Below are 20,489 nucleotides of genomic sequence, written 5' to 3' on the forward strand. Positions count from 1 at the left end.
CCTATTTGCTCAATGTGTTCGGCTGAGATCGGAAATCAACCTTTAGTTTGCACGGCTGGCATACAGCTGACGTTCACCCGGAGCCCCCATCTGCCATCGCGAGATACAAATCCGCTGCGGCTCTCGCCCAATTGCGCGGTGCATAAGACTTCGACGCCATTCTAATCGGACAAAACTGCTCCAACTATCCCCCCCATCCCAACGATAGCCTTAATCTTTGGCACTAGCTTAAGGAAACGCGGTCTGGGTTGATACAGGCGAGGCCAACATGCAGCAGCGACGCGACGCCGGACGCTAGCAATAAATAGGCGCCGAGACCCATGTCGGCCCCAAAGCCAGGCGCAATAACAGCGGCGTGCTTCTTGATATTCAGCGGTGCTCAAGCGAGCAAATATTCATGAAATAGGAGGAATCGACAATACCAAAATCGGCACTTATATCCAACTTCACGCAAAAGCCGAACAAAAGCCCTTGATTATCAACTTCATCCGAACAAAAGCCAGCCAAGTATCACTTAGCAAATACAAAACGCCTTCTCGACATCCATAGCAGTGGCATCCCAGTTATATCGATTTTCAACAAGCGCCCTAGAGTTTCGAGACTGAAGAGAAAGCAGCTTTCGATCATCAAAAAGCCTGCATAATGCCGAAACCACCTCATCAGATGCCATGGACCGAATTATTGTGCCGTAGCTATCATCTAAGATAAGCTCGCGTGCCCCGCCCACGTCTGTTACCACTGCAGGCGTTCCGCAGGCTGAAGCTTCAAGAAGTACCGTTGAAAAGCCTTCGGAACGAGTTGGAAGACAAAGCACATCTGCTTGCTGGAGTAAGGAGGAAATATCCTCTGTGTTACATCTCCCAAGCCAAAACAAGTTAGACGAACAAGCTTCCTTGACCTCATTAGCCAGCGGACCATCCCCTGCAAGAACAAAACAAATATCACGCTTGGTAATATCTTTTGTGCGAGCCGCCTCAATAATTGAATAAATTCCCTTTTCAGGAATAAGCCGCCCGACAAAAGCTACAACCAAAGATGACTGAGGGATACCTAATTCAGATCGGAAATCTCTCCCCGAAGAAATACTCCTATAGAATGAGGCATTGATTGAGTTTGAAATTACGCCTTTTGCAGTGATATTAAAGTGCTGAAGCCATTCAACACTTTTAGAAGAAATCCCATAGAAATCAGGTTCAAACGACTTTACGCGATCAGTAATCCAATCTTCATATCGGCGAACAAAATAATCAAGAAATGGCTGATTGAAAGAGAGATACGCTGAGCCGTGGTCGAGAACAACAGCCTTAGCACTATGATCCGCAGCAAACTTCAGCCCTTCGAGCGAGAGAGGGAAAAGTCTCGTGTTTATCAGAACACCATTCCACTCATAATCATCAAGGGTTTGCAGGAGTCGGTAATAATCACTGGTTTTTTTGGGAAGAGGAAGTCTTCCATCAAGTAACGGAATGCAAGGAAGACGAATTACCTCCAGGCCGTTTTCGACTGAATGACCGACTCCCACGCGCATCGAATCATTAGTAACGATAACCACCCTATCGCCGCGTGCAGTCAAGGCGTGAGCGAGACCATCGACAAAATTACCAATTCCACTAAGTTGCGGGTGATAATGGTGAGTGAAAATACAAATAGAGGAGCTCATCACATAACCTCATCTGATATAGATGTCATATCCTTAATTCTGTGCCGTCCAGACTTCCCCATCTCCAAAGTCGAGCAAGAGCGGAAGATGGGTATGTCGATTATCCGGTGACGGTATTTTTTTCCAATCGCCATACATCGTTGTAAGATATTTATCCGTCATACGAGGAACAGGGAATTCACTGCCTTCGAAAACCGCACTGCTCAGAGGGAAAATCTCTGAAATAGGCACTGGCGCCATATTCGGCCAGCTTAACGTCAGACAGTAATCAGAGACCTCACCCGTATTTGAGTCGGCAATACAGGAATCGAACAAATCCTGGTAAGAGCATGCGCCTCGAGAAACCAGTTGTTCCACCACGTGCATAGCAGAACAACCAATTTGCTCGAGTTGACCAAGGAACCCTTTATGAGGGACAACAATGGAAGAAGAATGATATAAATAGGCTCTTTTCTGTGCAATTGATGCAGTTCGGACTTGCTTTGCACGAAGGCGTTTATCTGTATAGAGCTGGTCATATGGAAAGATGTCGACAAAAATGCCCATCGAACTGGAAGCCTCTCGAGCCTCTTGATTCTCGAAGCGAGTTCCATCGCGATACACCTTAGCAAACATCGCAGCATAGCCAGTAGTATTCCGCGATGTATGGAGCGAATATCCTTCCGGTAACCCACCCTCGGCTAAAGAGCAAAAGCGGTCATAATCTGAACGCATCATTCCGATATCTATATCATCATCCCAAGGGATAAACCCCCTATGACGCATTGCTCCTAAACATGTTCCACCGTCAAGCCACCACCTGATGCCGTGCTTAGAGCAGAATGCGGCGACAACCTGAAGGATATCCAATTCAGTGTTTTGAAGCTTTAATAGCGCGTGAGCTTTAGACATCATCGGCCTATCTCTTTTCCCCGAACCATTGTTGCGTCTGTTTCCCCAAAACAGAAGACTGATAAATAAGGCAAATGGCATTGGATATAAGCGCCGATACAGTAGGGCCATTTAAGCCAAACAGCATTTGCGCAGGAGCCATAACAGCGGCAGCACTAATTAAGGACAGCATGCTGCCAACAAATACCCCTCGGTAATTATCAAGAGAAACCAACAAATCGTTGACAAACCAAGCGATGCCAGTCAAAAAGGCACAAGCCAACATAGGCTGAAGGAGATCGGTATGTTTAGCTATTCCAGCGCCATAAAACAGTGACAGCAATAATTTACCGAAAAAGAAAAGGGCAACTGAAGATATGACACCGACAAAAAAGATGCCAGCAAGTATTTTACCTATGAGCGAAAAAAAGGACTTTTCTCTAGAATGGTAACGCTCTACTAGATAACCTAATAAAGGATTATAAATATAGGTCGCACCCATTTGGATAATTGCCACAGGTGCAGCAACTGATGCATAAATACCCAGAGCAGAATCTCCGAATGAATAAGATAAATACTGCCTGGGAATATTCGGCGCCGCAGAAGCAGCAATGCCGCCCAGAACGATGGGCAAACAGCTACATAGGAAGGCTCTGACCTTCGCTCGGCTAATTCCAAGCTTGATTGCAGAAATCCGATTTGATCTTGGATAATCGTAAATAACTCCGATGCCTATTGTCACTACCGTCATAAGCAACAGTGCACCTTCGAGGCTATTAAAAAATCCAAAGACAAGAATGAATGAAAGGAGAGAGCCGATGCCCTGCATTATGAGGGATTTCCCAATATAGTCCATCCTATGACCAACCTGATCATTAGCATGCATGACATCAATGACTAAGCCAGCGGTTTTATAGAGAGCATACAGAAGAATAGCGGGCACCGTACCAATACGACACGTTGCAATGGAATAGACGGCTAACATTGCAAACGCTATAAAAGTAGTAAAGAAACGAAAAGTCAGGTATTCACCAGCAGAGTTTTTCCTTTCAACATCTGCAATTTGCACCGTGTACATCCTGTATTGGGCTAATTGAGAAAACATGTTGAAAATAGACATAGCCAGCGAATAAATGCCTGCAGCACTATATCCATCAGACAGCCGAACGACCAAAATGGTGATAAGCCACTGACAGCCTAAATTAGTCAACGAACCGACGGTATTCCAGAACATATTATGTTTAATCGAAAGAGTCTTCTCTGTGGCCTTCACAAATATAAGCGCCCTTCTAAACCTGTCGAAATGAGGATACGGAGCTATCTCGCAGCTTTAAGTTCTTTTAAAATCAAAATAAACAGCCAATTCGGCATAAGACGTATAATGATATCTGCTTTAGCGATAGACGGGCAAGCTCGTCGGTATTTAAGTAAACCAATTATGGAGCGCCGCTCCCTTGCTTCAGCGAACCCCAATATTTCCTTTAGATGCGGTGAATCGGGAAATCTATCGGCAAATCGCCTAGCAGTATCAACCCTGTTTTTAACTCTTGTCGAATACCAATCATCTTTTGAAGAAACACCTGCAAGGAATCCAGTTTCGTTACCACCATGTCGACGATACTTAACCAAAGGAGTCATAGTAAAGCTGCACTTCCCCAGTTCACTGCAACCCAATGTCAACCACAAGTCATGTGCAGTCGATTCCGGAAAGGGAATCATCGACTTCGCCGCACTCGCATCTAACATGAGAGCCATACCAATGCCGTAACATACGCTTGCGGCCTGTACAGTAATATCCTCTCCAGAGCACCAATTTACTTCCGGCGAATTAGGATGAGCTTTCCTATAACTCTTTACCAGAATATTTCCGTTTTCGTCAATTACCGATCTATCACAAACATCTAGAATTGAGCCTTCTTCAAGCATATGGTTGAGCGAAACTTCAACTCTATTAGGCTCCCAAATATCATCCTGATCGCAAAGTACTACGTAATCCCCTTCCGCCAAGGAGAGCAGCGCCTCGAACGATTTGACATAACCGAGATTATTATCACCGTGATAATACCGATAGGCGTTTTTCGTTATATGCGCTTGGATAAACCGCTCTAATGAATCCGATTCAGGGCAGTCATTTCTAACTAGAAGCGTAAGCGGAAACGTTTGTTTATCTATCGAATCAAGTTGTTCCGCGAAAAACTTAAGATCGGGTTTATAAGCTGAGAGAAGTACGCATACGCCAATATCATTTCCCATTTCTATTTCCAAAAATCCTCCCAAATTCATTGCTTAAAGATTATCAAAGCACCCTCAGTTAAAAGAAACTCTTTTAAAAATAGAGTATTTATCCCTGTCTCTTAAAACGAGTGCCTAATATCAATAAGTAACAACCTTTGTTCCATAAGGAATGTTATCGTAAATCCATTTTGCATTCTGAATCTCAAGGCGTACGCATCCAGCAGAGGATGGAACGCCCATCGTGGGATCCATCACGCGGTTGCTGTTGACGTAGTAGGGTGAGGAATGGAATAAGTAATCACCATAGAACTGCGTGTAGTAATAGCAAGTATATCCATGCCCAAAGGAGTATCCCTTTCCGTAGACTTGGTACTCACCTATCACAGTTGGCGTGCTAGCTTTTCCCGTCGAACATACATATCGACGGTTTAAGGACCAGTTATTCCAGGATCCAGTGTAAATACTCGTAACGCAACGTGACGTATCCACAAGTATCAGCCAATTTGTATTGCTTGAATAACTTTGAGCCTTGGCATCCATATAGTCTGACACCCACGCGCCGTTGGCCATGAAGTAATTCCAGGATCCGTCCACAACGCGCCAGCCAGTAGCCATGGCGCCATTAGCGTCAAGCCAATACCAGGTACCACCCAGGTTAAGCCACCCTGTTTGCATATAACCAGACGAATTCAAGTAATACCAAGATCCGTTAACGGCAACCCAGCCGGTTTTCATAACGTAGGTAGATGGGTCCAAATAGAACCAGGAGCCATCCTTGTACAGCCAGCCAGATCGTGCATGGCCAGCGGTCTCATCAAAGAAGTACCATTTTCCGTTAACGTTCTTCCATCCAGCGCAGGGGGAGCCATCGGTTGGATCAGCATAGAACTTGCACCCTCCAAGCATCACAAACCCGTGAGCTTCGGCTAATTCGCCATCACCGTTTGTTGTAAATAGCTTTCCACTACGCAATGCTCCACACAATGAGCAATCAGAACCAGCAAAAGCCTTAGACGGCTCATCCTGGACCGAGTCCTGGACATCTACCCATTCACGACAAGCAACAGCGCCTGAAGCTTTTGCATAATAGCTTTTCCCATTTACAGAAAAATGACCTAGCAGCATTTTACCGTCGGCGGCAGGATCGAGATAATAGTATTGGCTATTGTCCTTCAGCCATCCCGTCTTTACAATGCCCGACGCATGAGAAGGCTCAGCGTAATACCAGTCTCCATCGCTCATAAACCAGCCGAGTGACAGCGCTCCCGTTGAAGAAAAATGATATTGATTGGATCCGATTACAAAAAAGCCGGTAGCCATTCTATTGTCATTTGCGACATCGAGCCAATACCAAACGCCATTCACCAAACGCCAGCCCGATGCAAGTGCGCCGGAACCGTCAGCGTAATACCAGTCCGTCCCATCAAACGCCCAACCAACAGCCATTGCGCCGGAATCCGATAAATAGTAACGAGACGAACCGACAGAAACGATTCCTCTAGACATAACACCATCATTGGCGGGATCAAGCCAATACCAGTTATTGCCAGTTTGAAGCCAGCCGGTTAAGACTTCACCATTGCTACCCCAATACCATAAACCGTTATCAAGGCACCATCCATTAATCAGTCCATAGGTTCCAAGAAGATAAGGGTGCCCATCAATAACACGTCGACCAGTAGCCATAGAACAACTGTTAAGGGAGTCAAACCAGTACCATTGGTCTCCAATAAACTGCCAGCCACTTGCCAAAGCGCCTGACGGACCCGCGTAATACCACTTATTTTCAGTAAAAATCCAGCCGCAGCTCATTGCGCCGTCACGAGCGGGGTCCAAGTAGTACAGCGAGTCGTCAATATTCTGCATTCCGGTCAAACGACAGCCATCTAGATAGTAATACCAGGACAAACCGTTCCATTGCCATCCAGATAGTTGTTCTGCAGTCGACGGGTCATGGCTTTCGACAACCTGTAGGCTCGAATCTTCCGTTGTTTTGCCGGCACAATCGCTGGAGTCTTGAGAGCAACCGCCACCGACCAATGCTCCCGGCCCTCCTGTCGAGTCGCACTCTACGACACCGTTATCCGCCCCCTCTTCCACGGCATAAGCAGTGCAAGAAAATGCGGGGGCTGTAACTGAGAGTAAGGCGGAAAATAGCATCAAGCCAATTACTCGCCAGCAAATTCGATGATCAATCCGAGCATTCATTTCAGGCCCCCAACCGGTACCGACTGTCTTGCAGGGAATCTATTAAATAAACGGACGGGCTGCGCCGATTACATTTCCCCTTGCGCTAATAGGATGAATTCCTACACCTTGATGAGGCCAGGAATCAATCATCAAGCCGCCGCCAAGTGCAATTGCAATATGACCGCGGTAATAAATCACATCGCCGCGTTGAATCGAGCTCGTGCTCACGGGCATAAAGATATTGCTTCGATACCAATTCATGGAATTATAGGTTTGGCTTGGATCCCAGCGATGGTTATAAGGGTTGTAAACACCCATATCCATGCCAGTAGCATAAAGGCACTGCAAGACAAAACCAGAGCAATCAACAGCTCCACCGGGAGCGGTAGACCAAGGCTCAATATATTGCGTACCAATATACTCATAGGCGCGCTGGATAAAGGCGTTCACGCAATCTTCCCGCGTTGCTTCGACAGAAATGCGAGAAGGGGTCACATAGGTAAAGTATCCGGTGCAATAGCTAGGCAGCCGAACAGTCCAAGAACTGACCTGAGGATACTGGGATGGATTTTGCCAGCCAACTTTGTCGCACTGTCCATCACTCCAGAAAACTCGACGAACGCCATCGATGGTCCTTGCGCCCGTTGCCATAGCGCCGCTGCCGTCTAACCAATACCACTTACCCGAATCTTTAAGCCAGCCAACATGCATGCTTCCATTGGACTCAAGGTAATACCATGTTCCATTCAGGCATTTCCAACCAGTTGCCATTTTTCCGTCAGCGTTTAGGTAATACCATGCACCGCCAGTAAAAACCCATCCGGTCTTCATCACGCCAGAATCGGCACCAAGCCAATACCAATCGCCGTCAATCTGCAGCCATCCAAGATGAATGGCACCCGTTCCGGGCTCAGCGTAAAACCTAAGATTTGCGACATTAACCCAGCCGGACGCAACCTGCCAACCATCAGCTCCAGCGGTTTTTAGGATAGTGCCGTTTTCGCGAATCACATCCTTGCAAAGATATCCATTATCATTAGCGTATCTTTGAACGCCGTCATTAACGGTAACCCAGCTTGAAACCACAAGCCTACCGCTCTGGTTTGCAAAACAATCGTTGCCGCCCACCTCAAATAAGCCCGTTTTCATGAGATGGCTAACAGGGTCCAGGTAATACCAGCTCGTGCCCTCTTTATACCAGCCAGAAATAAGTGCACCAGATTGGGAGGCGAAATACCAGCCGTCCTCGACCTGAGCCCAACCAACAGCCATAGCCCCGTTAGGCTTTAAATAATAAGCTGCATTGCCAAGGTCTAAATACCCAACGGACATCTTACCATCGGAGGCTGGGTCGAGATAATACCAAGCGCCGTTAAAGAGTTTCCAGCCAGTGGCCGCAATACCGTTAGAGCAGTAATACCAATCTGCTCCGTCTTTGTACCATCCATTTGCGAGGCCATAGTCACCAAAAATGTAGGTTCTTCCATCAATCTTTTGACGACCCTTAAACATGATGAACGTCTGTGGGTCAAAATAATAGCGAGCCCCACCTATCGTTTGCCATGACGAAGCAAGGGCACCCGATGAATAAGCCCAGTACCAATTCCCATCAACGAGAATCCAGCCGGTTTTCATAGCACCAGTGGCATCTAAATAGTATTTCCCGCTCCCGAGGTCGACAAAACCAACCTGCATTATATGGGTGACAGGATCCAGGTAATACCATGTGCCGTCTTGATAAAACCAATCAGCAGCTAAATCGCCTCCAGCATTGGCATAAAACCAATTTCCATCTGAGTTACGTAGCCAGCAGTTCTGATATAGCGCGCCAAAAGGCGTTGCGGCATTGCCGTCATTCGCATAAAACGAAGCAGTCGATCCGCCAGCATCGGTCACATTGAAATATCCTGTCTGCATTGCACCATCATTGGCTGGATCAAGCCAATACCAATAGCCCCCGCTTTGCAGCCAGCCAGTTTGGTGTTTACCGTTTTTTCCGTAATACCAAACTCCAGACGACTCGTCTCGTTGCCAGCCATCTTTTATGACGGAAGAATTATCAGGTTGCAAATCATCGGAAACCACAGAAGAAAAATCCGCTTTTGACTCAATACTCTGAGCCTCAACGGAATCCTGTGCAAACGCGACATTCGCACTCAGGGGCAAGCAGCAAGCAGTGATTAATGACGCAGCAGCACAAACAAGCGTGGCCTTCTTTTCGAATCGATACATAAGCGACCCTCCCAGATATCTCATTTATTTATTTTAATCCACATTCCAGGATTGATTTTCGTTACTGTCTGTTCAGTCTATGTAGATAAATATATTAAATTGAACATAACGTTCAATCGTTCTATTCTTTCCCTAAGCAATGAACATCTTAATTGGAGGCCTGCAGTGGAACTGACCAAGCGTAACTTTACAGTTCTATACGAATACTTAAAGAACCCATATGCCAGCCAGCGAGAAGTCGCCGAGCGCACCGGCCTTTCACTTGGATCAGTAAACGCAGCAAATAAAGAGCTTACGAATGAGGGCCTTCTCGAATCGGACAGCCTGACCGACAATGGTTACGAAGCACTTCACCCCTATAAGGTTGAAAACGCAGTGATATTAGCTGCGGGGCTTTCGAGCCGCTTTGCTCCTATTTCGTATGAAAAGCCCAAAGGCCTTTTAAAGGTACGTGGTGAGATTCTCATCGAACGTCAGATTAGGCAGCTGCAAGACGCAGGTATCAGCAATATCACCGTCGTTGTCGGCTATAAAAAAGAATATTTCTTCTATCTCGAAAGCAAGTTCGGCGTCTCGATTGTCGTCAACAACGAATATGCATCCAAAAATAACCACGCATCGCTTATGTGCGTAAAAGAGCGGCTTGGCAACACCTATATTTGCTCAAGCGATGATTACCTTCTAAACAATCCGTTTGAAGCATACGTTTGGAAAGCATTTTATTCTGCTCAATATGCTGAAGGCGCCACCAAAGAATGGTGCATTCAAACCGGAGCAATGGACAGAATCACCAATGTTACGATTGGCGGTTCCGATGCTTGGTATATGCTCGGACATGTCTACTTTGATAAAGCCTTCTCGCTTGCATTTAAGCAGATTCTCGAAACGGAATATAACAAGCCCGAAACAACGGACAAGCTTTGGGAAGATCTATATATCGAGCACATCAAGGAGCTCGATATGGTTATCAAGAAGTATCCTGAGGGCGAGATCAACGAATTCGATTCTCTTGATGAGCTGCGTGCCTTTGATCCGCATTTTATCGAAAACGTTGACTCCGATATTTTCGATAACATCGAGCAAGTGCTCGGCTGCTCCAAATCAGAGATTCACGACGTTTATCCCCTTAAACAAGGTCTTACGAATCTATCGTGCCACTTTAGAACCAATGACGGAGAGTACGTTTACCGTCATCCGGGAGTCGGGACCGAACTGCTTATTAACAGAAATGGAGAAGTAGCCGCACTTAAAAAGGCCAAGGAACTCGGACTTGACGATACGTTCATTCATGAGGACCCAAAGCGTGGTTGGAAAATTTCGAAGTTTGTACCCAACGCAAAGCAGCCTGATCCGCATGATGCTGCCCAAATGAATCGAATGATGCAGATGTGTCGTTCGCTTCACGAGAGTGGTGCAAATGTCGAAACCGAATTTGACTTCTACCTCGAAGCGAAGCGCTACGAATCACTTCTTCTGGAAAAAGGTCCCATCGACATTCCAGGCTACAAGGAAATGTCCACCGAAATCGATGAATTGGAGCGCTTTGTACAGGCCGATAATGCACCAAAATGCCTTTGCCACAATGACTTCTTCTACCTCAATTTCCTTATCGATGAGAACGACAAGTACTATCTCATTGACTGGGAATATGCTGGCATGAGCGATTACGCAAACGATTTTGGAACGTGCAGTGTCTGCTGCGAGCTTTCCGAAGATGAAGTCGACCGCGCGCTTGATGCATATTTTGGGCGCAAGGCAACAAACAACGAAGTTGCGCATAACTATGCGCACATTGCCCTTGCAGGATGGTGCTGGTACCTCTGGTCTCTTCTGAAAGAAGCCGAAGGTGACTTCGTGGGCGAGTGGCTCTATATCTACTTCAATTACGGTGCCAAATACCTTAAAAAGGCACTGGAGATCTATCGGAAAGGTGAGTAACGATGAAATTCGGCTTTTTTAGCGGCCTTCTTTGGGGCCTTGATACAGTAATACTTGGAATCGGTTTGGCGCTCGCGCCCTATATTGGATCGGCGGAAGCGCTTGCATGTGCCTCCATTGCGGGATCTTTTCTCCATGATGCCTTCTGTGCGATCTGGCTCTTTGGGTACATGGGAGTTCGAGGCAGATTAAAAGACACGCTCGCTGCACTTAAAACTCGTTCGGGCAAGGTCGTCATCGCCGGCGCACTGCTCGGTGGACCTATCGGAATGACCGGATACGTATTGGCGATTAATAATATCGGAGCAGCCTACACGGCAATTATATCCGCCTTCTATCCCGCTGTCGGAGCATTCCTTTCTTTCGTGCTGCTGAAGGAGAAAATGGGCAAAGGACAGATTCTTTCCCTTCTCGTTGCTCTTTGCGGCGTAATGACGATGGGCTATCTATCGGCCGGATCGAGCGAGATTGCAAATGCCCCCCTCGGCTTACTCGGCGCGGTGCTTGCTGTTATCGGATGGGGATCCGAAGCGGTGCTGTGCGCATGGGGAATGAAAGATGATGCCGTTGATGACGAAACGGCTTTGCAAATCCGCGAAACTACAAGTGCGCTTGTTTATGGAGTGCTTGTACTCCCCCTCTTCGGAGCATGGCATTTCACGCTGGGTGCCATCCCGAGCATGCCTACATTGATTATTGCACTCGCCGGACTCGCAGGAACTGCATCCTATCTGTTCTATTACAAGGGGATTGCGGCAATCGGAGCAGCGCGTGCGATGGCTCTGAATATCTCCTATTCGGCATGGTCGGTGGTCTTTGGCCTGATCTTGCTTGGAACAATTCCCGATATGGCATCCGTAATCTGCTGCGTTGTAATTGTATGCGGAACAGTTTTGGCAGCTAGTAACTGGGACGAACTATTTGGACGTAATAAGACGGCGTAGCTTGATTAACAATATAGTAAAAGGGGAGAGCTCGACGAGCTCTCCCCTTTTAGCATCATGGCTATTCAATTACCACAGCCTGGCTATCCATCTGTTGCCACGTGCCGAAGAACACCTGGGCATTTCGCGTAACATTGCCGTTAATCGAATCCGAAAGATAGACAATTCCCTGCTCGTCATCATAGCCTTTAAGGACTACGGCATGATTACCGCCCCACAGACCATAGGAATGCCCGTTATACCAACGAGCAGCATAACGGCCTCCTGGCCAACTTCCCCATTCGGTATTCCACATCTCAACAGGTTGTCCACAGGTCAGTCTGTTCTTAATGGAAGAAATTGACGAGAAAGAAACGTCTTTTGCCTGCATGATACTTCCCGCAGCGCGCAGAAAGTTATTACCAGCAATAGTAATCGCAGGGGCGACGCATCCCATGAGACCCCCGCTGCTACGCCTTGGGTTGCCATCAAAGGCGGTAACAAAGTTGCCGTTGCTTCCCTTGGGCAAGTAATAATCCGCAATAATCGTCTTACCTAAACCGAAACCATAGTAGTTAAGCAAGTTTGTAAGGGCAACCGACTCACAGCCAGTAGGAAGTTCCGGGTACTGCAAATAGCACGGGACATCGACCCAAGCGCCAACCATTGCGCCGGATGAACTGAACTTGTAGTCAGTAGAGCCGATCCAATACCAACCGTTGCTCAACATTACTCCCCCACGTGCGGCATCAAGGTAATACCATGTGCCCCCAAGGGAAAGCCATCCCGTTTTCATCGCGCCAGAAGCGGAATCCAGCCAGTACCAGTTGCTGCCATCGTTAAGCCAGCCGGTCGCCATTCGACCATCCGGGTTAAAGTAATACCAAGACCCAGCAATTTGCTGCCACCCAGTCAGAATTACTCCACTAGCAGAACAATAATATCGAGCACCCTGACTCTCAATCCAACCAGTTCTGGCATTACCGTCGTCGTCAATCAGCTGGATTCCCGAATCGGTCATGATGCCTTTAAGGTCAATTGCGCCGCTGGATGACGAATGATACATCCAAGACCCATCACCGTTTGACCAGCAATTAGCCATCATCTTGCCGGTACTATTAAATATGTATTCACATGATCCGATAGTTTGAACGCCCGTGGCCATGGCGTGCGTCGAGGGATCGAGCCAGTACCACGCACCGTTTAGGTTGAGCCAGCCGGAGGCGAGGGCGCCGGAGCCAGTCGCGTAGTACCAGGTCCCGCCGTCGAGGACCCATCCGGTCGCCATCGCGCCGGAGGCGCTGAACCAGTACGCTGAGCCGTTGCACGCGTGGAGGCCCGTCACCATGGCGCCGCCCGCGTCGGGGTCGAGCCAGTACCAGGAACCGCCGGTGTAAAGCCAGCCGGTCGAGGCGATACCGTCAGCGAACCAATACCAGGAGCCGTCGACGAGGCCCCAGCCGTTAAGGGGACCGCAGCTGCCGAAGTAGCGGCGGACGCCCTGCGCATCAGTCTGGTAACCCGTCAGCATGGCCCCCGTCCGGGCGTCGAAGCAGTAGGGCACGCCGCCGACGGAAACGGGGCCGCGCGCCAGCGCGCCGGAGCCAGTCGCGTAGTACCAGGTGCCGCCGTCGAGGACCCATCCGGTCGCCATCGCGCCGGAGGCGTTGAACCAGTACATGGAGCCGTTGCACTCGTAGAGCCCGGTGGCCATTACACCGCCCGCGTCGGGGTCGAGCCAATACCAGGCTCCGCCCTGGCGCAACCATCCGGTATACGCTTTGCCGTCAGAGGTTGCGTAATACCAAGTGCCCTCTTTTAACTGCCAGTAATAAAGAGAGACATCAACATACGCGTAATTCATATCAACATTTCCGCTAATACCAGAAACTTTTCCGCGGCTTGTATACTGCCAAAAGCTGTAACTGGCGGTATAGTGACATTGGGAGTTGTATTGAGCAATCCAATGATCCCAAGAACCGCTCTTAAATACAGGGTCGGTCAATATATTGTTAAACCAATTTAGGTTTGCATAAATGCCTGGCTTATATCCAGCACTAGAAATCTTATTACAGAATGTCTGAGCTCTAGATGCAATTCCGGATTGACGACCATCTGCAATAATTGTCTTGTCCTCAAGATCGTAATACACCGGTAGCCTAGGATTGTGCCCCGACAGGCAGTCAATCACCATGGACGCCTCATCGGCTGCCTGTTGATTATCAAAAGCATATGAATAGACATAGACGCCGTAGGGAATTCCGAGTCGCTCGCACTCAGAAATATTTCGATTAAATTGATAGTCAACTCGACCGCCGAAAGACGGAGCGCCAAACCCAACGCGCAGAATAGCGAAATCGATGCCAGAAGCTTTAACTGCGTCCCAATCAATACGCCCTTGGTGCTCGCTGACGTCAATGCCCTGAGCTGTAACCCCATCGGGAAGAGCGTCCATAGACAATAAAGCTATTCCGTCTTCTTCGGAAGAAGCATCATCTGAAACTAATTGTCCACCCTCATAACGCCAAGAATTCTCAACCAGAGTCTGAGCAGCCTCTGCATCCGCAGGGCATACAAACATAGAAACGGGCGCAAAGAGCATCAGCACCAACAATGCCGAAAACAACTTAAGATGTTTGTTCATGTAAACCTCGTCATTCGCTCTTGATTGCGTCTAGCTTACAGCATAGCTATGAAAGATTCCCGAACATCTAACAGGACAAGATGCCATCTAGGACAATAAATAGTTGGGCGCAATGCTGCAAAGAAAAGAAGAACTTACCGGCAGGGTTGAACCCGCAGGCTCATTGCCCCCTCCTCTTGCCCCCAAGAATACCGACTTCAAATAAACTTTCAAACCAGATGTCAAAAAGGTAGGGGGCCCAGAGAGTCCCCTACAACTCGGAATTCTAACGAATCAGTATTACTTTCGATGGGCCCAAAGCGGTCAAACCGGAGATGCGATTTCCATAACCATCACTATGCCAGAACAAATTTTCGCTCGGCGAATTGCCCCAGAAAAAGCCAATGTGGCTATCGTCCGCATATGGGTTGTAAGGATTGAAGAACACAATGTCCCCCTTACGAGCCAAACCACTACGTAACAACTCATCAATAGAGTTGAAATAAGTCACGTTCGCACACGTATCGATAGCGTAGCCGTACCAACGATAAGCGTTTACGCAGCCGCCCCTTCCGGGACCTCCACTCCAAGGGGAATGGCTCTGCTCGGCGGCAATGGGAGCTAAATTCCCGCCCGCCTTCATATATGCATGCGATACAAATCCACCACAATTCATGCCCGTATAACCGTCCCAACGCGGATCACCCTTTGGGTACATGCACGTTTCCTGGCTGAGATGCGTGTCGTAGCGTGTTCCACGGTAATAGCCGTCGTTTTCGTGGCTCATAAGCCAATTGACCAAGCTGGACCTATTGACCCCCAAAACAGAACCAGACGTATTCAACCATGCACCACTTGCATTGAAGTAATAGTCAACGCCATCGATTTTCAGCCACCCGTTAGCAAACATGGCACCCGAAGGCTGGAGCCAGTACCACGTACCGCCGTCATTAAGCCATCCAGTTTTCATCTTGAATGTGGAAGGGTCCATCCAATACCACGCACCGTTGACATATTGCCAACCAGACTTAAGGACACCATTGGAAGATGCGTAGTACCAAGTATTGCCACTTTCGTCAGAAGCGTCTTTCGACATAATCCAACCAGACGCCACGTTAACGACACCATTCGCATCCGCATAGAAAACCGCATCTCCAATATGAATCACACCTGGCAATGAAGACGAGTCAGTACGATCAGCGACTACAGGAGATCCATCAGATGAAGTAGGCAACGGCTCGCTCAGTGCTCCAGACGAATTCGCCCATGCCATACCATCGTTCAAGTTGATCCAGCACGAAGATGCCATTGCACCGGAATCATAAGAAAAATAGCGCTTGCTTCCTACCGCAAATTCACCAGTACGCATTGCGCCGGATACATCATCAAGGTAATACCAGGCGCTTCCGGACTTTATCCATCGCCCTCGTTGAATAGCTCCGTTTGATGCGGCGTAATACCAAGTACCATCAGCAAGTGCCCAGCCTGTTGCCATGGCACCTGAGCTCGTAAGGAAATAGGTGGACGAGCCCACTTGCACAAAGCCCGTGAGCATAATATGGCTTCCTGGATCCAGGTAATACCAAGAATTCCCTAGAAGTAACCAACCTCCATGCAGTAAGCCGTTGGAGTCAGCGTAATACCAGTTGTTGTCAATAAGTGCCCACTGGGAGGATAGCATGGCCCCTGAACTGTTAAAGATATAAGAGGTGCCATTGCATTCATTCAGCCCGGTGGCCATAGAACCGTCTGCAGGATCAAGCCAGTACCAACGACCCCCATCCGAGAGCCAGCCCTTTACCAGAGCGCCAGAGCCGGAAAAATAATGCCAGACAGAAGCATCAAGATGCCATCCGATAAGCATTGCACCAGAAGAAGAGAATCCATACGTAGCTCCCCCAATCTGCAGCATCGCATCGTGGACCATCTTGCCCTCATCATCCAGCCAATACCAGTTGCTGCCGTCTGAAAGCCAGCCTTTTACCATGGCGCCAGAACCGGAGAAATAACGCCAAGCAGAAGTGGAGCCCGTAGAATCTAGGTACCAGCCGACACGCATTGCGCCCGAAGAGGAGAAGGCATACGTCGCACCCCCGACTTGAACCAACCCATCCTGAGCCATTCGACCTTCGTCGTCGAACCAGTACCAGCTACCGTCTATATGTCTCCAAGAAGAAACAGCGATTGTTCCGTCGGACAAGCCCCAACGCCAAAAACCAGCCCCTTCTTCGGGTGATATCCACCCCTGATGCCAAATAATTTGATTCGAAACCTCGGAAGGGGTCTCATTATCCACCTGAGAGTTCTGCTCGACAGCGAAGGTCGATTCGCGCTGAGCATCAACGCCTGACTCGACAGAAGCAATAGCAACGTTAGATGCGGGACCTTCGTCAGTGTTATTCGAATCAAGGGCGTATAACATCGAGGGCGAACCCAAAAGGAGCCCAAAAGAAATGAGGCCCGAAAAAGCCAGCACTCCGAATGACCATTTCTTCATAACAGCACGGTATCCAATCACGCAGCGGCCCCGTCGCTTCAGGGCAACGGGGCCTCAATCAAAACTAGCTCAGTAATGTGCTAGCCAATTTGCTGGCAGTTTTTGCACTCTCGTGAAGCGCCACGCCTCTGGGCCTCCTGAATAGAGATCTGCGAATAGCCCTTTGCGTCCTTACCAACGGTACGGCACTTATGCGTATGGTAAACATCGCTACCGTTCTTATACCAAACTAAACCGTAGCCCGGAATCCACTTGCCGTCCTCGCCGACATAGTAGGAGCCAACCCAGGCATTCGTAGCCATGGCACCGGAAGACTGGAGGTAGTAGTCGCCGACCCAGGCGTCGTGAGCCATAGCGCCGGAACCGCTAAAGTAGTACCAGGCGCCGCCGACCTGACGCCAGCCGGTGGCCATCGCACCGGAATCGTCGAACCAGTACCAAGAGCCACCCAGGCTGCGCCAGCCGTTAGCGACCATGGCGCCCGAGCCGTCGAGATAGAACCACGCACCGCCGATGTTGAGCCAGCCAGTGGCCATCGCGCCGGAGGCGTTGGCGTAGTACCAGGTGCCCGAATCGTTGATCCAGCCAGTTAGCATGACACCGTACTCATTGAAATAGTACCAAGTTCCACCGATATTATGCCAACCGGTCAACAGCTCGCCGCTGGAAGTCGCATAGAGCCACTTTCCATAGATGGAGTCATAAATCCAGCCACTATGCTGCATGCGGCCATCAGCATTGGCGCCAGGGGTGTTCAGGAAGTAGTTTTTGCCATCAATCTGAACTCGGCCGTATGCCATATCGTGGTTTTCGGGATAGAAGTAGTACCAATCCCCGCCGATAAGCTGCCAGTTCGACACCGCGGTCCCGTCAGCGCCAAAATAGTACCAAACGGCTTCGTAATCGTTATACCACTGGTTCGTGACCATGACGCCAGTCTCGGGATCGAAATAGCGAAGGTTGCCGTCCTCGCACCGAACGAGTTCGGTCTGCATCGAGCCATCGTTGTCGAAATAATACGTTCCAGCAGGACGAGAAACAGAGAAACCTGTCAAATTGCGAGACTCGCTATGATCAATATATTGAAGACCAACGAGAGAATCAATATCAGCAAATGAGGGCGCCGGGACAACCGTCATGCAGGCGGCGGCAAATACAGCAACTCCCAGCGCTGTTAGTCCTCGCCATCTTTCTCGAAGGTTATTCATACGACATCCTTTCTCCGAGATTTAAGGCTCTCTTAAGTTATTCTCAGACTATCAATTTAGTTTTTCAACAGGGAATCGATAAAAGGTATCTTTGTGACTGCAATTTGATGAGAGCCGCCACGTCCTTGCCGTCCCGTGCATTGTCGACAGCAACGTCTTATGGCACAAACCGGATATCCTTTTCGGCGCAAATCGTTTGAGCAGGCGGCACGCGGAAGGAGTGTGTAGAGCGGTTTTCTGCTGGCTGCCAGCCACGGCATCCTTTCGGAAACCTAATTGCCGCCGGAATTAAAGTCCCCGGCGCGGACTCACCTTATCTCCCCGACGCGGGCTCGATATCCTCTCGGATATCTAATCGTCTTGGACTTTTACCTGCCCAAGCACAGTACAACTTTTACGTGCCGCCACACGGAGCAAGGCTCGGGGATTATTCTCTAAAAACCATGCTTTCAAAGCAACTTAGGCACAAACGTAGTCAAACAAAATACCTTTCAGGTCTTTCTTGAAGATAAGCAGTAGATTAAAGTATCCGACAAGAAATCCCGCATTACATTCAACCCGCAGAAAAAACAGAGCACTAATACTCCGCCATGCCTTCGGACTCATATAAAAACCTCATATGATCGACATCGAATCTAAGTGATAGCACATCTATAGATTTGCGTACATCAGAACACAGGCAAACGAATTTAAAAAACGAATCAGTTAATTCGCTTTCAAACTCTTTGTCGCATATACGTTTTCCAAGCTCAATAGCTTGGCTCAATTTAGTAGCGACAAAGTGGTTGGAAATTAAACCAAGCATGTTATTAGCCTTCTCAAGGCTATCAAGAACAGGCAAAACGTATTGTATTGCGAAATCTAATGTGACGGTATCATCCTCAATATAATTCGGAAGTCGATACGCTAAATCACATGTATTTATATAATATTTGATCCATGACTCTTTCATTTTTGGAAACCGAGAGATATGGATTAACCGACTTTCAGCAGAGGTATCGCCCAATCTATTAGAAGTTGGAATTAAAATAGTATTTGACCTTTGCTTTCGCCAAGACGAATTATCGAAATTCAATCGAACACGAATATACTCTTGCAACCAGACAAAATAGCACGCTCCATCATCCGCTAAAGAACATCTAATTAAAAGAAAAGGTATTGCAAACATTTCAGCGTATAAAAGCGTCTTCGTATCAATGGAAAATGGAATTTCAGGTTTATCTTCGAGTGGCTTGTTTGTTCCCTTCACCTGAATTGCCATTAATTCACCAGTAGCGAATCCGTTTTCAAAGCGCTCAAAAATTTTATCGATTCCAAAATCACGTTCTGTTAAGTCTCGAACAACCCAGTTTTCAGAAGGCATAAGGGAGGTGACGAAAGAGCATGCCTCTGTATCAATTATGTGGCTATTTGGACGTTTCGGAGGATATGCCATAAAAATCAGCTCCATCAGCCTTAGCGCAAGAGCACCTAATAACGACAAAATAAAGATAACAACCAACATAATTAGACTGCATGTCAGTTGATATCGAATAAGCGGTTAAGGACACAATAACCAATAAAACAATAGCACTCACTGTGTCCAGGGGCATGGACCATCTCCTCCATCCTTCCTGCTCGAGCACGTCAGAGTAACCACCCGGTGAAACCATTGGCCGAGAGCTGCGCCCCCAGTCCCCGGGAAGCGGCCCTCTTGATTAAACTGCTCAGTATTTCGTGCTCACGGGCTCAATTCCCGGTGACCACTTGAGTCACTTCATAGTAGAGAGCAACGACAATGTCGACGCTGCAGGTCTTAAGAATACATTCGCAATAGATGTTCCGGCTGTTCACGCCACTGCAGTGAAGCTGACCGGCCTCGGCTTCTATGATCGAATTAAGCACCTGATCGGAGAGCCTGCGGATAAGCACCAGCTGTCGATCGTCCCGTCGCTGAGGTGGGGCTCAGCGAACATGTCGGGCGCGGCGTCCGCTAAGATCTACATTGCGGTCCTCATCCTTCTCAAGAACCTTCCTTGTGGTTATTTCAGATTCTAGTGCGAAAGCCGTTTTGCGTCAGGCAGACGTCATCACCCCATTACAGTCTGAAATAGGCCATCGATAAATTTCGATG

The 20,489-nt window shown here is 48.3% G+C and carries 12 protein-coding genes; 2 read left to right on the top strand and 10 right to left on the bottom strand.

Annotation, left to right across the window (positions count from 1 at the left end):
- Nucleotides 1-514: 514 nt before the first annotated feature.
- The 6 genes from DWY03_RS09380 to DWY03_RS10315 form a co-directional block, all read right to left on the bottom strand.
- Complete coding sequence (locus tag DWY03_RS09380) at nt 515-1,660, bottom strand: glycosyltransferase family 4 protein (protein WP_084591857.1); 1,146 nt, start codon at nt 1,658-1,660, stop codon at nt 515-517.
- Between the two features lie 33 nt (nt 1,661-1,693).
- Nucleotides 1,694-2,554, bottom strand: coding sequence for a phosphorylcholine transferase LicD (locus DWY03_RS09385; RefSeq protein WP_158558654.1), 861 nt, complete (start codon nt 2,552-2,554; stop codon nt 1,694-1,696).
- 4 nt (nt 2,555-2,558) lie between these two features.
- Nucleotides 2,559-3,803 (bottom strand): polysaccharide biosynthesis protein, encoded by a 1,245-nt coding sequence (locus tag DWY03_RS10015; RefSeq protein ID WP_147334526.1) that lies wholly within the window; start codon nt 3,801-3,803, stop codon nt 2,559-2,561.
- Between the two features lie 44 nt (nt 3,804-3,847).
- A complete protein-coding gene (locus DWY03_RS09390) occupies nt 3,848-4,795 on the bottom strand; it encodes a glycosyltransferase (RefSeq protein WP_158554631.1) in 948 nt (315 codons plus the stop codon).
- Between the two features lie 108 nt (nt 4,796-4,903).
- Complete coding sequence (locus tag DWY03_RS09395) at nt 4,904-6,973, bottom strand: L,D-transpeptidase family protein (RefSeq protein WP_117840659.1); 2,070 nt, start codon at nt 6,971-6,973, stop codon at nt 4,904-4,906.
- 42 nt (nt 6,974-7,015) lie between these two features.
- Nucleotides 7,016-9,187: an NlpC/P60 family protein gene (locus tag DWY03_RS10315; RefSeq protein ID WP_158558655.1), complete on the bottom strand. Its 2,172-nt coding sequence runs from the start codon at nt 9,185-9,187 to the stop codon at nt 7,016-7,018.
- A gap of 165 nt (nt 9,188-9,352) precedes the next feature.
- Between DWY03_RS10315 and DWY03_RS09405 the strand changes: the two genes are divergently transcribed.
- Both DWY03_RS09405 and DWY03_RS09410 read left to right on the top strand, forming a co-directional pair.
- Nucleotides 9,353-11,125, top strand: coding sequence for a phosphotransferase (locus tag DWY03_RS09405; RefSeq protein WP_197032838.1), 1,773 nt, complete (start codon nt 9,353-9,355; stop codon nt 11,123-11,125).
- 2 nt (nt 11,126-11,127) lie between these two features.
- Nucleotides 11,128-12,069, top strand: coding sequence for a DMT family transporter (locus DWY03_RS09410; protein ID WP_117840664.1), 942 nt, complete (start codon nt 11,128-11,130; stop codon nt 12,067-12,069).
- A 61-nt stretch (nt 12,070-12,130) separates the two neighbouring features.
- Here the strand turns inward: DWY03_RS09410 and DWY03_RS09415 are convergent, their stop codons facing one another.
- From DWY03_RS09415 to DWY03_RS09430, 4 genes are all read right to left on the bottom strand, one after another.
- Nucleotides 12,131-14,692 carry a GH25 family lysozyme gene (locus DWY03_RS09415; RefSeq protein ID WP_117840666.1) on the bottom strand — a complete coding sequence of 854 codons (2,562 nt, stop codon included), beginning with the start codon at nt 14,690-14,692 and terminating at the stop codon, nt 12,131-12,133.
- A 265-nt stretch (nt 14,693-14,957) separates the two neighbouring features.
- Nucleotides 14,958-17,189: an N-acetylmuramoyl-L-alanine amidase family protein gene (locus tag DWY03_RS09420; protein ID WP_147334525.1), complete on the bottom strand. Its 2,232-nt coding sequence runs from the start codon at nt 17,187-17,189 to the stop codon at nt 14,958-14,960.
- Between the two features lie 59 nt (nt 17,190-17,248).
- Nucleotides 17,249-18,376, bottom strand: a complete 1,128-nt coding sequence (locus DWY03_RS09425; protein ID WP_117840668.1) for an N-acetylmuramoyl-L-alanine amidase family protein — start codon at nt 18,374-18,376, stop codon at nt 17,249-17,251.
- A gap of 577 nt (nt 18,377-18,953) precedes the next feature.
- Nucleotides 18,954-19,880, bottom strand: a complete 927-nt coding sequence (locus DWY03_RS09430) for a DUF4365 domain-containing protein (protein WP_117807058.1) — start codon at nt 19,878-19,880, stop codon at nt 18,954-18,956.
- Between the last annotated feature and the right edge of the window lie 609 nt (nt 19,881-20,489).

Origin of the sequence: Collinsella sp. AF23-2, from assembly GCF_003459245.1 — a bacterium.
GTDB lineage: Bacteria > Actinomycetota > Coriobacteriia > Coriobacteriales > Coriobacteriaceae > Collinsella.

Excerpts from the sequence above, each read along its gene's own strand:
- DWY03_RS09415 (WP_117840666.1), bottom strand. The coding sequence starts at position 14,692 with ATGAACAAACATCTTAAGTTGTTTTCGGCATTGTTGGTGCTGATGCTC.
- DWY03_RS09410 (WP_117840664.1), top strand. The coding sequence starts at position 11,128 with ATGAAATTCGGCTTTTTTAGCGGCCTTCTTTGGGGCCTTGATACAGTA.
- DWY03_RS09380 (WP_084591857.1), bottom strand. The coding sequence starts at position 1,660 with ATGAGCTCCTCTATTTGTATTTTCACTCACCATTATCACCCGCAACTT.
- DWY03_RS09385 (WP_158558654.1), bottom strand. The coding sequence starts at position 2,554 with ATGATGTCTAAAGCTCACGCGCTATTAAAGCTTCAAAACACTGAATTG.
- DWY03_RS09425 (WP_117840668.1), bottom strand. The coding sequence starts at position 18,376 with ATGAATAACCTTCGAGAAAGATGGCGAGGACTAACAGCGCTGGGAGTT.
- DWY03_RS10315 (WP_158558655.1), bottom strand. The coding sequence starts at position 9,187 with ATGTATCGATTCGAAAAGAAGGCCACGCTTGTTTGTGCTGCTGCGTCA.
- DWY03_RS09395 (WP_117840659.1), bottom strand. The coding sequence starts at position 6,973 with ATGAATGCTCGGATTGATCATCGAATTTGCTGGCGAGTAATTGGCTTG.
- DWY03_RS09430 (WP_117807058.1), bottom strand. The coding sequence starts at position 19,880 with ATGTTGGTTGTTATCTTTATTTTGTCGTTATTAGGTGCTCTTGCGCTA.